Annotated in this window: 13 protein-coding genes; 7 read left to right on the forward strand and 6 right to left on the reverse strand. The window is 68.7% G+C overall.

The annotated features are described in order from the left end of the window. Positions 1 to 39: 39 nt before the first annotated feature. From VF522_RS20625 to VF522_RS20640, 4 genes are read left to right on the forward strand one after another with little or no spacing between them, the layout of a single operon-like run. A complete protein-coding gene (locus VF522_RS20625; protein ID WP_330910245.1) occupies positions 40 to 768 on the forward strand; it encodes an amino acid ABC transporter ATP-binding protein in 729 nt (242 codons plus the stop codon). A gap of 26 nt (positions 769 to 794) precedes the next feature. Beyond that, the gene (locus VF522_RS20630) at positions 795 to 1,769 is read left to right on the forward strand and encodes a tripartite tricarboxylate transporter substrate binding protein (RefSeq protein WP_330910191.1); all 975 of its coding nucleotides are present in this window, start codon (positions 795 to 797) and stop codon (positions 1,767 to 1,769) included. A gap of 2 nt (positions 1,770 to 1,771) precedes the next feature. Further along, entirely contained in the window at positions 1,772 to 3,064 is a 1,293-nt protein-coding gene (locus VF522_RS20635; protein ID WP_330910192.1) for an aminotransferase class V-fold PLP-dependent enzyme, read from the forward strand. Positions 3,065 to 3,112: 48 nt separating this feature from the next. Further along, complete coding sequence (locus VF522_RS20640; protein WP_330910193.1) at positions 3,113 to 3,451, forward strand: DUF2845 domain-containing protein; 339 nt, start codon at positions 3,113 to 3,115, stop codon at positions 3,449 to 3,451. On the opposite strand, the gene VF522_RS20645 is transcribed toward VF522_RS20640, so the two are convergent. Genes VF522_RS20645 through VF522_RS20660 form a run of 4 tightly spaced genes read right to left on the reverse strand, consistent with a single transcriptional unit; the run spans position 3,448 to position 5,953 of the window. Beyond that, positions 3,448 to 4,281, reverse strand: a complete 834-nt coding sequence (locus tag VF522_RS20645; protein WP_330910194.1) for a tetratricopeptide repeat protein — start codon at positions 4,279 to 4,281, stop codon at positions 3,448 to 3,450. The two genes, VF522_RS20640 and VF522_RS20645, sit on opposite strands and share 4 nt — an antisense overlap. Before the next feature lie 4 nt (positions 4,282 to 4,285). After that, positions 4,286 to 5,203 (reverse strand): Ku protein, encoded by a 918-nt coding sequence (locus tag VF522_RS20650; RefSeq protein ID WP_330910195.1) that lies wholly within the window; start codon positions 5,201 to 5,203, stop codon positions 4,286 to 4,288. Positions 5,204 to 5,218: 15 nt separating this feature from the next. After that, entirely contained in the window at positions 5,219 to 5,539 is a 321-nt protein-coding gene (locus VF522_RS20655) for a hypothetical protein (protein WP_330910196.1), read from the reverse strand. A gap of 30 nt (positions 5,540 to 5,569) precedes the next feature. Then, a complete protein-coding gene (locus VF522_RS20660; RefSeq protein ID WP_330910246.1) occupies positions 5,570 to 5,953 on the reverse strand; it encodes a VOC family protein in 384 nt (127 codons plus the stop codon). 137 nt (positions 5,954 to 6,090) lie between these two features. Here VF522_RS20660 and VF522_RS20665 point away from each other — a divergent pair, with 137 nt between their 5' ends. Next, positions 6,091 to 6,768, forward strand: coding sequence for a hypothetical protein (locus VF522_RS20665; RefSeq protein WP_330910197.1), 678 nt, complete (start codon positions 6,091 to 6,093; stop codon positions 6,766 to 6,768). Further along, positions 6,735 to 6,983, forward strand: coding sequence for a hypothetical protein (locus VF522_RS20670; RefSeq protein WP_330910198.1), 249 nt, complete (start codon positions 6,735 to 6,737; stop codon positions 6,981 to 6,983). Before VF522_RS20665 ends, VF522_RS20670 begins: the two co-directional genes overlap by 34 nt. An 18-nt stretch (positions 6,984 to 7,001) precedes the next feature. On the opposite strand, the gene VF522_RS20675 is transcribed toward VF522_RS20670, so the two are convergent. Continuing rightward, positions 7,002 to 8,669, reverse strand: coding sequence for a hypothetical protein (locus tag VF522_RS20675; protein WP_330910199.1), 1,668 nt, complete (start codon positions 8,667 to 8,669; stop codon positions 7,002 to 7,004). Between the two features lie 59 nt (positions 8,670 to 8,728). Continuing rightward, positions 8,729 to 10,441, reverse strand: a complete 1,713-nt coding sequence (locus VF522_RS20680) for a hypothetical protein (RefSeq protein ID WP_330910200.1) — start codon at positions 10,439 to 10,441, stop codon at positions 8,729 to 8,731. A gap of 183 nt (positions 10,442 to 10,624) precedes the next feature. Here VF522_RS20680 and VF522_RS20685 point away from each other — a divergent pair, with 183 nt between their 5' ends. Beyond that, positions 10,625 to 11,878 carry a glycosyltransferase gene (locus tag VF522_RS20685; protein ID WP_330910201.1) on the forward strand — a complete coding sequence of 418 codons (1,254 nt, stop codon included), beginning with the start codon at positions 10,625 to 10,627 and terminating at the stop codon, positions 11,876 to 11,878. The last annotated feature ends 171 nt before the right edge of the window (positions 11,879 to 12,049 follow it).

The following is a 12,049-nucleotide window of genomic DNA, read 5'->3' on the forward strand; positions in this document are numbered from 1 at the left end:
CACAGCACCATGAGCAACGACGTGCAGGCACGGCGGCCGATGATCGCCTTTCGCAACGTGGGCAAGTGGTACGGCGACTACCACGCCTTGCGCGACGTGTCCGCGGAGGTGGGCCGCGGCGAGGTGGTGGTCGTCTGCGGACCCTCCGGGTCCGGCAAGTCGACCCTGATCCGCACGGTCAATCGCCTGGAAGAGATCGGCAAGGGCTCCATCGAATTCGACGGCCAGGACGTGCACTCCGCGCGCCTGGACCTGAACCGCTTCCGCAGCCAGGTCGGCTTCGTGTTCCAGAGCTTCAACCTGTTTCCGCACCTGTCGGTGCTGGAGAACATCGTGCTCGCGCCGGTGACCGTGCTGAAGAAAAAGCCAGGCGAGGCGGCCGAGCGGGCGAAGCATCTCCTGCAGCGGGTCGGCCTCGCAGGCAAGGCGGACGCCTATCCGGGGCAGCTCTCCGGCGGCCAGCAGCAGCGCGTGGCGATCGCGCGGGCTCTGGCCATGGATCCGCCCGCCATGTTGTTCGACGAGCCGACCAGCGCGCTCGATCCCGAAATGGTCGGCGAAGTGCTGCAGGTGATGAAGTCCCTTGCGCGCGACGGCATGACCATGATGTGCGTCACGCACGAGATGAACTTCGCCCGTGAAGTGGCCGATCGCGTCTGGTTCATGGACCACGGCGCCATCGTCGAAACCGGCACGCCCGACAGCTTCTTCAACCATCCGCGCAGCGAGCGCGCCCGCAAGTTCCTTTTGGACCTGCGCTCGCACTGACGCCCGGCCTTCTTTCCTTCCAGATCATGACCCTCACTCTCAAGCCTCTTGCCGCCGCCCTCGTCGCGGTGCTCGCCTTCGCCTCGGGCGCCGCCCAGGCCGACTCCTTCCCCACCAAGCCGGTGCGCATCGTCGTCGGCTTCTCGCCCGGCGGCTCCAACGACATCGTCGCCCGCATGATCGCGCCCAAGCTCGGCGAGCTGCTGGGGCAGCAGGTGGTCGTCGAGAACAAGCCGGGGGCTGGCGGCGCCATCGCGATCTCGTCGGTGCTCGCCGCGCCGGCCGACGGACACACCCTGTCGATGTGCACCACGGGAACGTCCTCGATCCAGCCGCACCTGGGTGCTATGCCCTTCAATTCCGAGACCGACCTGGTCCCGGTCACGCAGATCGCCAATGCGCCTTACGTGCTGATGGTGCATTCCAGCCTGCCCGCGAAGAACGTGAAGGAGTTCGTCGCCTACGCGAAGCAGAACCCCGGCAAGATCAATTTCGCGTCGTCCGGCAATGCCACCGGCGGCCACCTCGCGGGCGAGATGTTCAAGTCGCTGGCCGGCGTGAACCTCGTGCACGTGCCGTACAAGGGCACGAGCCAGGCGATCGCGGACCTGGTCAGCGGCCAGGTGCAGGTGATCTTCGACCAGCCCGTGAGCTCGATGCAATACGCGCGCAGCGGCCAGCTGCGTGCCCTGGGCGTCGCGAGCCTGAAGCGCCTGGGCGCCTATCCGGACCTGCCCACCCTCCACGAAGCCGGCGTGCCCAATCTCGACCCGGTGACCTGGACCGGCATCTGCGCCTCCAAGGGCACGCCGCCCGCCGTGGTCGCACGACTGCAACGCGACATCGCGAAGGTGCTCGCCATGCCGGAGATCTCCCGCAAGCTGGTGCAGGACGGCCTGGAGCCGGTGGGCAGCACGCCCGAGCAGTTCCGTGACTTCCTCGTCGCCGACAAGGCGAAGTGGGGCCGCATCATCAAGCAGGCGAACGTGAAGGCCGAATGACCATGGCACAGACGACCATCGATCGCGGCGAGGCCTTCCCGCCCGAGCTCTCGCTCCAGATCAAGGAGCGCTTCCACCACGTCGACCACGACTTCACCGGCCGCAAGCGCCTGTACTTCGAGAACGCCGGCGGCTCGCTGCGCCTCAAGGCGGTGCTCGAAACGATGGCGAAGGTGGACGCGATCCCGGATTCCGCCGAGCGCATCCACGAGGCCGCTTCCTGGCTGAAGGACGTGCAGACGCAGGGTGTCGACGACGTGCGCCTGCTGCTCAATGCGAAGGGCGGGACCGTGCACGCCTCGCTCACGGCATCGGGCGCCATGTTCGAGATGGTGCGCGCGGTGGCCGAGAACGTGCCCGGCGACAACATCGTGACGACGACGCTGGAACATCCGTCCTCCTACGACTCCGCGGCGCAGTACGCGCAGCGGCTCGGCAAGGAGCTGCGGGTCGCGCGCAGCAACGCGGCCACCGGCGGCATCGACGTCGAGGAAATCGCGCGGCTGGTGGATGAGCGCACCTGCCTGCTGGTGCTGATCTACGCCTCCAACATCTCCGGCGCGAAACTCGATCTCGAGCAGGTGGTGCGGCGCGCCCGCGAGATCAAGCCCGACCTGTACATCCTCGTCGACGCCGTGCAGCACGCGCCGCACGGCCTCGTCGACCTGCAGAAGACGCCGGTGGACGGCATCAACATCGCGCCCTACAAGTTCTTCGGCTGCCGCGGCTCGGGCTTCTCCTGGCTGTCGGAGCGCGCCGCCGCGCTGCCGCACCACAAGCTGGCCGGCAAGCCGGCGGGCTTCTGGGACCTGGGCAGTGCGGCGCCGTGGCAGTTCGCGGCGGTGACGGAGATCGTCAACTACGTCTGCTGGATCGGCGGACAGTTCGGCACCGGGGGCGACCGGCGCGCGCTGTTCGTGCGCGGCATGGAGCGCATCGGCCTGCACGAGCGGGCGCTGCTGGCGCGGCTGCTGGAAGGATCGAACGGCGTGCCCGGCTTGCGCCGCATCCCCGGCGTGACCGTGCTGCTGGACCACGACGACCTGCCCAGGCGCGACCTGATCCTGGCCATCTCCCTGCGGGGCCTGGAATACACGCAGGCGGTGCGCGAATACGAGCAGCGCGGCGTCATCGTGTACGAGCGCGTCGCCTCCAGCATCTACTCCCGGCGCATGCTGGAGTCGTTCGGCCTCGAAGGCGCGGTGCGCATCTCCCCGCTGCACTGCCATACGTACGAGGACGTGGACCGCTTCCTGGAGGTGACGCGGGAGATCTCCGAGGCGGTGGGCGCCTAGCGGATCCCGGGCGCACAATGGCCTGGCCCCGTGATCCGGAGCCAGGCCATGCGAACGCTCATCGGTGCCATCCTCGCCATGCTGACGTGGCTTTCGCATGCGCATGCCGAATCCTTGCGCTGCAACGGGGCCATCGCCACCGAAGGCGATTCCAAGCTTTCGGTGTTCTACAAGTGCGGTCAGCCCAGCCTGTCGGATTCGTATTGCGCCCCGGTGTACACGCCCGGCTCGCTGTATCCGGTTCCGGCCTGGATCGCTGGAGCGTACGTTCCCTGTCGAGTGGTCGAAGAGTGGTTGTATGACCGCGGCGCCGGCAACTTGATGGCGGTCGTCCGCTTCCAGGACGGCAGGGTGCAGGTCATCCGCTACGTTCGACTGCCCGACTAGGGCGCGAGCCGCCGGTAGGCGTTGAGGTGGCGCAGCGCCGCGCGCTGGTCGCCCGCTTCCTCGCGCAGTCGCGCCAGGTTGAAGTGCGCGTCCGCCAAGTCCGGGTCGAGCGCGAGGCTGCGCTCGTAGCTCGCCGCCGCCTCATCCGGCCGTTCCAGGTGATCCAGTGCCACGCCGCGATTGAAGTGCAGCAGCGCGGAGTCGGCGCAGTGGTTCAGCGCCGCGTCGGAGAGGCGCAGCAGTTCGGGGTAGCGGTCGGCGGCCGCCCAGAGCGCGCCCAGGTTCAGCCACGCATCCTCCAGCCGCGGAGCCAGTGCCAGGGCCTGCAGGTACGCGGACTCGGCAGCGCGGACGTCGGTGGCTTCCAGCGACAACGCGTGCTCGAACAACACCTGTGCGTCGTGCTCCGCGTCGCGCCGCGGCCCCGCGCGCTCGAGCAGCGTCACCGTGCCGGCCACCGGTGCGACGTCGAAGTCCAGCAGCAACTGGCCGCTGTCGGACTGCCAGCCGCCGTTGCGGTCCCGCACGGCGATGTCGGCGCCGATGCCGGTGATGCGCAGGCCGCTGAGGGGAAGCTCCGGCGGCAGCGTCGCTTGCAGCCTGGCAAGCGACTGCAGGATGCGCCGCGGCGGGATGTGCTGGGCCTGCAGCGCATGCGCCGTGCGCAGCAGCGCGAGGTCCTGGAAGGTGAAGCGCCGTTCGTTGCGCCTGCCACGCGTAGGCGTGACGAAACCGGCTTCGATGAGCCCGTCGACGATCTGGCGGGACAAGCCGAGCAGCGCCTGGACGCGGCGCAGCGTGAAGGTGGAACCGTCGTCGGCGGCCGTCACCGGGTCACTTGCGGGCGCGCGCTCTTTCGCGCGTGGGAGCCGCCGCTTCCGTGGCCTTGGTCGTGGCAGGCGCGCGCCTGGCGGCCTTGCGTTCCCTGGTGGCGATCGGCGACTGGGTCTCGATCTTCGGCGCCTTCGTGCTCGCCGGCTTGCCGGCCAGGCTTGCGCGCAGCGCTTCCACCAAGTCGATCACCTGCGCCGAGCCCCGCGCCTCGTCCGGCACCGAAGCCACGACCTGCCGCCCGGCGATCTTCTCGTCGATGGCGGCCAGGATGCGCTTCTTCTCTTCGTCCACGTATTGCGCGGGATCGTAGTGGTCCGTCGAGATGTGCTCGATCAGCTGCAGCGCCAGCTGCAACTCGCCCTGCGACACGTCGACCGCTTCGATGGCGAGATCCTTCAGCGAGCGCACTTCCTCCGCATACAGCAGCTGCTGGAGCACGAGGCCATCCTCCGTGGGCCGGACCTGCACGACGTACTGCTTGGCCTTCCACGCCCAGCGGGCCAGCGCGCAGCGGTCGCTGCGGCGCATCGCTTCCGCGAGCAGCGCATAGGGCTTGGCGCCGCGCTTGTCCGGCGCGAGCAGGTAGGCCTTGTCGTAGAAGAGCGGGTCCACCGAGCGCGCGGGGATGAACGACAGGATCTCGATGGCCGGACTGCTGGACTCCTCCAGCGCCTTGAGTTCGTCCTGCGTGAACAGCACGAAGCGGTCCTTCTCGAACTCGTAGCCCTTGACCATCTCCGACCGCTGCACGACGGCCTGGTCCTTCTCGGACACGTACTGCTGGCGCAGGCGCGAGCCGTCCCTGGCCAGCAGGTGGAACCGGACCGTGTTCGACGATTCGGTGGCGGAATACAGCTTGACCGGAATGGAGACGAGCCCGAAGCTCAAGGTCAGCGAGGCGATGGAGCGGGCGGCCATGTCCGGCGCCTCAGTTCACAGGCCGTGCTCGCAATGTCCCGCCGCGGCCTTCCGGAATTCGGTGGCTGTCGGCACGCCGTCATCCATCGGCAGCGATCGCTGCTCGCCCCCCGCCGCCGTCTGCACCATCGGCGTGGCGATGGTGGCCGGAGCGCCCGCCGGTGGAACCTCATTCCTGGCCGTGGGTGAAGGCGTGGGCACCAGCGCGGCCAATGCGATGCCTCCGAAAACCGCGGCCGCCGCGATGCCGGCCCAGCGTGGCCGGAGTCCGGGCCGTTCCGAAGGCACGCTCACGGCCTTGTCGGAGTCCGTTCGGAGGGATGCTTGGCGGATCATGTAGCACATCGCAGGCTCCTGAAAAACGTTTCAGCCCAGTTCTTCGTGCAGGCAGAGGTAATTGCCCTCGGTGTCGCGGAACCAGGCGGCCTTCTCCGAACCCAGCACGCAGACGTGTTCGACGGTCTTGAGTCCGGGCAGGTCGTAGTCCTCGAACACCACGCCGGCCTTTTGCAGCGCGTGGATGCGCTCGTCGATGTCGCGCACCTCGAAGCTGAGGGCGGTGTGTTCCGCCTTGGTCCCCCCGTCGCGCGGGATCAGCGCAAGCGCCAGGCCATCGCTCAGCGCGTATTCATAGCGGCCGTCCGGCTTCGGCCCGTCCGGCCGGAACCCGAGCTTGCCCTCGTAGAAGCCGCGCGCCCGCGTCATGTCGATGACGGGCAGCATGGCGGTGACTTTCGCTTGCGACAGCATCATGGTCATGGGCAGCTCCTTGCGCGGAAGCTTCCACAATAGTCGACGGTGGCGCAGATTCAACTCGCCAGCGGAATCGAGGCGCCGCCGTGGATGAGCAAGCAAACGCCGTGTCGAACGCCAGGCTGCTCCTGTCGATGGCCGTGATCGTCCTGGCCGCGGTGCTCGCGGCGGGGTGCGAACGCCTGTCGACGGAGCAGGGCGGGATGCCGCCCGAGCGGGCTTGCAGCGGCGGCGGCCCTTGCGTGGGCACCATCGCGGGCACGGGCGAGTTCGGCAACACCGACGGGCCGATCGCGACGGCCAGGTTCTTCTTTCCGCACTCGGTGGCCATAGCCCCGGACGCCAGCATCCACGTCGCCGACTACGGCAACCACAACCGGACCCGCGCGATCGCCGCGGGCAGGGTCACGACACCGGTGAAGGACGCGGTCTCATTTCCGTTCCCTCCGGACCGGGCCACCGACAACGCCGGCAACACCTATGTCGCGGATCGATACGAAAACCGCATCCTGAAGATCGCCCCGGACGGGACGCAGTCGGTCCTCGCCGGCACGGGGCTGCCCGGCAGCAACGACGGCGATGCGGCGTCCGCGACCTTCAGCTTTCCCACCGGAGTGGCCTTCGACGGCAAGGACACGCTGTATGTCGCGGACATGGGCAATCGCCGGATCCGCAGGATCCGGTTGAAGAGGGCCGTTCCGAGTGGCTCAGCCTTCGCGGACGAACCCCGCCGCGCGCCATCCGCCGTATCCTGTGACGGACACACCAAGGAACGGCCATGCAGGAAAAGACTTCCGATCCCCATCCGCTGAGCGACCTCGCGTACGACTGGATCACGCTCATCCAGAACAAGGCGCAGGCCCTGAACGCCTACGACCAGTACATCAAGGACGCCGAAGCGGCGAAGTCGCCCGAGTGCGTGGCCTTCTTCCGCAAGGTCCACGACACCGACAAGGCGCAGCTGGTCGAAGCGAAGCAGCACCTGCTGAAGGTGCTGCAGGGGAAGATGGGCTCGTCCTCGCAGTAGCTGCGAAGGGCCGCGCGTTCAGCTCGCCTGCAGCACCCGGATCAGCGCGTCGATCACGTCTTCGCCGTCCGGCGACCTCAGGCGGCTTTCCTTCAGCGTCCGGGTGAGCTCCGTGCGCGCCAGCAGGGAACGGTCGGCGCGGATCAGGATGCGGGCGATCGCCCGCTGCACGTCCACCGACTTGGCGAGCGGGAACTGGCGCGCGATCTCGCGCAGGCTCTCCGCGTCCAGCCGCTGCTGTGCCAGGCTTTCCAGGGCACGCACCTGGGCGTCGGGCGACGTCATGCGGCCGATGCCCGAAGCGACGGCGCGCAGTTCGCCGTCGTTCGCCAATGGCCGGCGGCGCAGGTAGGTCTGCGCAATCGCGATGTCATCCGCGCTCGCGGCGGTAACGGCGCGCACCACCTGCGCATGGGCCTCGGTGCTGCCGAGGCACGCCAGCGCGGCGGCGGCGGCCACCTTGCCGGTCTTCAACGCGGTGGCGGCGAGCGGCGCCAGCGACGACTCGCGTTCGCCCGCGCGTCCACGCGTGCAGGCGAGGTCGACTTCGTCCCGGCCGAGCGTGCCGCGGTTGACGCGCTCGGCGATCATGTCCATGAACTCGGCCTGTTCCTGGGCGGGCGTGAGCCAGCCGACATTCGCGGCCAGCGCCATCATGCGGGTGCGCACCGACGGTTCGTCGGCGTCGCGCGCGAACTCCAGGTAGCGCTTGCGGGCGCCGGTGTCGCCAGCGAGCGCCGCGAAGGCCGCGGCGGTCTTGGGCACGCTGCGCTGCACCGGACCGATCGAGGCCGTGAAGCGTTCCATGTGCCCGAGGAGCATCCGCACTTCGGTCATGTCGCGCTTGAGCATTTCATGCAGCGAGGCGACCTTCTTCTCCGGCGTGAGGCGCTCGTCGAGGAAGCGGCAGGTATCGGCGCGCACGCGTGCCTGCGGCTCGGAGTCCTTCAGGCCGGACGTCACCGTCATCGAGACGGGCGCGAACAGCTCCACCAGCTTGTTGCTGACCTGGCCGCTGCCGATCTGGCCCGCCGGCGCGGTCTGTAGATAGCGATCGAGCAGCGGGCCCGCATAGCGGCCCAGCGGCGCCTTGGACGAGAAGCCGTAGATGACCGGCACGTCCTTGAAGATGTGCCGCATGCGGTCGCGGTTGCTTTCGGCGTGGCGTTCGCCGAGCAGCGTCGATACGCGCGCCGCGTCCGCCGGCGAGAGGCCCGACCGCTGCAGGCTGCGCACGATCTCGTCACCGACCGTCTGCCGTGCTTCAGGCTTGAGCGTGTTGCAGCCGAAGAGGTAGACCTCCTTGAGCTGCGAGAACACGCCCGGGCAGGAGTCGCTGCAGGAAGCGCGCTCCATCTCCTCGACGGTCAGGTACTCGCTGGCATCGAGGCGGTCGGTATAGAACTCCTCGCCGCCGTCGAAATGGCCGGAGATCACCAGCGCATCGCACTGCACGCGCTGCTGGCACGCGGAGGCCAGCCAGTCCTTGCGGCCGCGCTCGACCAGCTCGACGAACTGGTAGTCGCCGGGCGGCAGGTTGCGCCGAAAGGTGTCCTTCTCGTCGGGCGAGTTGACGGTGATGGTGCAGATGGTCCTGGGCGCCGCGGCGGCAGGCCAGGACAGCGCGGCGGCCAGGCATGCGCCGGCGGCCGCGAGACTGCGGAAGAGGGAAGTGGAGAAGGGCATAGACGCGGTACTGCGGCGGCTCTGCGGTGCGAGACCGCGAGTATTCCACAGCACGCGCGTCAGCGGGATCTGTTACGTAGCTCCGCGAGGCTGGCGTCCGGCCGGCGCGCCGAAGAGAGCTGCAGCCGCTGGATCAATGCCTCCACCATGTTGCCGCCGGACGACGACTTCAGGCGATTTTCACGCAACGTGCGCAGCAGGTCGGTCGTGGCGATCGCGTCGGCGTCGGCGCGGATCAGCACGCCCGCGATCGCGTTCTGCACCGACGACGAGCGCGTGCGGGCGAACAGCTGCTGGAGCGTGGACACGATCTCGCGGTCCGAGAGGTAGTGCCGCGCCAGGACGTCGAGCGCGCGCGTCTGCGCTTCGGAGCCGTTCATGGCGGCGATGGCTCGGGTGACCGTGCGCAACTCGCTGGCATCCGCGATCGGGCGGTGGCGCAGGTACACCTGCGCGATCCGCACGTCGGCGTCGTCCGTGCTCACCAGCCCTTCGAGCGTGCGGTCGTGCGCGTCGTCGCCGCCCAGGCAGGCGCGCACGGCGGAGTGGCCGACGTCGTCCTCGCGCCGGCCACCGGCGGCGACGGGCTGCAGCGCCTTGTCGAGGGACCGGTCCTTGTTGACGGCGCAGGCCAGGTCCACCTCGGTCGGCGCGATGGCCTTGCGGGCCAGGAGGTCCTTGAACAGCAGCGCGAGTTCATCGACACGCTGCTCGGGCGACAGCCAGCCGAGCGCGTGGGCGACGTTGACCATGCGGGCGCGCGTGCGCGGCTCGTCGGCGTCGCGGGCAAATGCGAGGTAGCGGTCCTTGGCACTGCCGTCGGCGGCGATGCGCGCGAGCGCCTGCGCCACTTCGGGCTGCTGCCGCTTCGCCTTGTCGAGGCCGGCGGTGTAGCGCTCCACGCGATCCAGCAGCAGGCGGGCCTGCGCGGTCGGCCGCTGCATCAGTTCGTGCAGCGCCTGCAGCCTCTGCGCCTCCGACAGCCTGTCGTCGGCGAACATGCAGACGTCCTTGCGCATGCCCGCGAGCGAGTCGCCGGCCGTCATGCCGCGCGCGGAGGCCAGCCCCTGCGCGGAGAACTGCCGCAGCAAGCCGCCGCTGACGTGGCCCTTGCCGACCTGCGACGCGCCGCCGGACTGGAAGAACTGGTTCAGGCTGGAGGCGGCCACCGGACCGAGAGGTGCGGCCGACGAAAAGCCATAGATCACCGGCACGTCCTTGAACACCAGCCGCATGCGGTCGCGGCTGCTCTCGCCGCGCGCGGCGTGCATCTCGCGTGCCAGCCGCACCGCTTCCGCCGGCGAGCGGCCTTCGCGCACCAGGCTGCGCACGATCTCGGCGGAGGCCGTGCGTTGCGCATTCGGATTGAGCGTGTCGCAACCGAAGAGGTAGACCTCCTTCAGGTTCGCGAACAGGTTCGGGCAGGAGCCGGAACAGGAGACGCGCTCGAGCTCGCCGATCGACAGCGATTCGCGGATCTCCATCACGTCCGAGAAGAACTCGTTGCCTTCGCCGTAGTGGCCGGAGATGACGAGCATGTCGCAGGACACCTTGGCTTCGCAGGCCGAGCCCAGCCAGTCCGGACGGTTGCGCTCCACGAGCTCGACGAAGTCGTACTTGTCGGCCGGGAGGAACTTGCGGAAGGCTTTCTGTTCGTCGGCGGAGTTGATGGTGATGGTGCACACCGTCTGTTTCGCGGCCGTGGCGAGCTGCGGCAGCAGGCAGGCCGAAGCGAGGCAGAGCAGGGAGAGAAAGCGCGGCGGGCGGATCACGGCAGGTCCTCGGTGCGGCGGATGAGGCGGCCATGTTCCGTTGAAGGGTCCGCGCAACCTTGTAGGGAGCGGCGGCGGACCAGTGTCGGCGCGCTTGCCGGGTGCGAGGGGCTGCGCGCCCGTCACGGATGTAGGAAATGGTGGCTCTGCAGTGGCGCCGGGAGTCCCGCACAATCACCGCCCGTGAAGATCCTCTTTGTCCACCAGAACTTCCCGGCCCAGTTCAAGCACGTCGCACCCGCGCTGGCCGCCATGCCAGGCAACACCGTGGTCGCACTCACGATGCGCAAGATCGCGCCCGGCAACTGGCGCGGCGTCCGGGTCGTGCCTTACGCCGCGCGGTCGGAAGCCTCGCGCACCGCGCATGCCTGGGTGGCCGAACTCGAGTCCAAGGTGCTGCGGGGAGAGGCTTGCCTTCATGCGGCCTTGTCGCTGAAGAAGGAAGGCTTCGAGCCCGATGTGGTCGTGGCCCATCCGGCGTGGGGAGAAAGTCTCTTCCTGCAGGACGTCTGGCCGCGCGCCCGGATCGGCATCTACTGCGAGTTCTTCTATCAGTCGAGCGGCGCCGACGTCGGATTCGATCCGGAATTCGACCGGCCCGAGGAACTGCAGGCCAGCCGGTTGCGCATCAAGAACGCCAACTACGTGCTGCATTCCCAGTGTGCTGCCGCTGGAATCGCCCCCACGCAATGGCAGGCCGGCACCTTCCCGGAGCCTTTCCGATCGCGCATCGCGGTGATCCATGACGGCATCGACACCGGGGCGCTGCGCCCCGATCCGTCGGCCCGCGTCGTGCTGCGCTCGCGCGGCAAGGCGATCACCTTGACCCGGGCCGACGAGGTGGTCACTTTCGTCAGCCGCAACCTGGAGCCTTACCGCGGGTTCCACGTGTTCATGCGCTGCCTGCCGGAGCTGCTGGGCGCGCGCCCGCGCGCGCGCATCCTCGTCGTCGGGGGCGAGGAGGCGAGCTACGGGCCGCCGCCGCCCGGTGGCGGCAGCTGGAAGGAAGTTTTCGCGCGCGAGGTGCGGCCGCGGATCAGCGATGCGGACTGGCAGCGCGTGCACTTCCTCGGACAGCTGGAATACGGCAGGTTCGTTGCCTTGCTGCAGGTTTCCACCGTGCACGTCTACCTGACCTATCCGTTCGTGCTGTCCTGGAGCCTGCTCGAGGCCATGAGCTGCGGGTGCGCGGTGGTGGCGAGCGACACGGCGCCCGTGCGTGAAGTGGTGCGGGACGGCGAGACGGGGCGGCTGGTGTCCTTCTTCGACCCGAGTACCCTGGCCCGCACCGTGGGGGCGATGCTGGACGACGCTTGCGAACGTGAGCGCCTCGGCATCGGTGCCCGCAAACTCGTCGCCGGGCGCTACGACCTCGCACGCGTTTGCCTGCCCCGGCAACTCGAGTGGGTCGATGCGCTCGCGGACGCGCGTGCGTGACGCGCGTATGGCATTTCCGGGCTGCGCGCGTCGTCGTCCAAACGGGTGAACCACCCAACACTTGGTTGCAATATTCGCGTGCTCCCTGTCAGAACTGACAGGTGTGCAGGTGAGCAATAGTTCCTAGCATCCCCTCCGAAGTAGCGGGCGCGTCTGCAAGCGCACGAGGAG

The organism is Ramlibacter sp. (assembly GCF_036383835.1).
In the GTDB taxonomy this organism is placed as follows: Bacteria; Pseudomonadota; Gammaproteobacteria; order Burkholderiales; family Burkholderiaceae_C; genus Ramlibacter.

Coding starts and splice junctions, on each gene's coding strand:
- VF522_RS20625 (WP_330910245.1), top strand. CDS start 40: ATGATCGCCTTTCGCAACGTGGGCAAGTGGTACGGCGACTACCACGCC.
- VF522_RS20630 (WP_330910191.1), top strand. CDS start 795: ATGACCCTCACTCTCAAGCCTCTTGCCGCCGCCCTCGTCGCGGTGCTC.
- VF522_RS20635 (WP_330910192.1), top strand. CDS start 1,772: ATGGCACAGACGACCATCGATCGCGGCGAGGCCTTCCCGCCCGAGCTC.
- VF522_RS20640 (WP_330910193.1), top strand. CDS start 3,113: ATGCGAACGCTCATCGGTGCCATCCTCGCCATGCTGACGTGGCTTTCG.
- VF522_RS20650 (WP_330910195.1), bottom strand. CDS start 5,203: ATGGCCGCCCGCTCCATCGCCTCGCTGACCTTGAGCTTCGGGCTCGTC.
- VF522_RS20655 (WP_330910196.1), bottom strand. CDS start 5,539: ATGATCCGCCAAGCATCCCTCCGAACGGACTCCGACAAGGCCGTGAGC.
- VF522_RS20660 (WP_330910246.1), bottom strand. CDS start 5,953: ATGCTGTCGCAAGCGAAAGTCACCGCCATGCTGCCCGTCATCGACATG.
- VF522_RS20665 (WP_330910197.1), top strand. CDS start 6,091: ATGGCCGTGATCGTCCTGGCCGCGGTGCTCGCGGCGGGGTGCGAACGC.
- VF522_RS20670 (WP_330910198.1), top strand. CDS start 6,735: ATGCAGGAAAAGACTTCCGATCCCCATCCGCTGAGCGACCTCGCGTAC.
- VF522_RS20675 (WP_330910199.1), bottom strand. CDS start 8,669: ATGCCCTTCTCCACTTCCCTCTTCCGCAGTCTCGCGGCCGCCGGCGCA.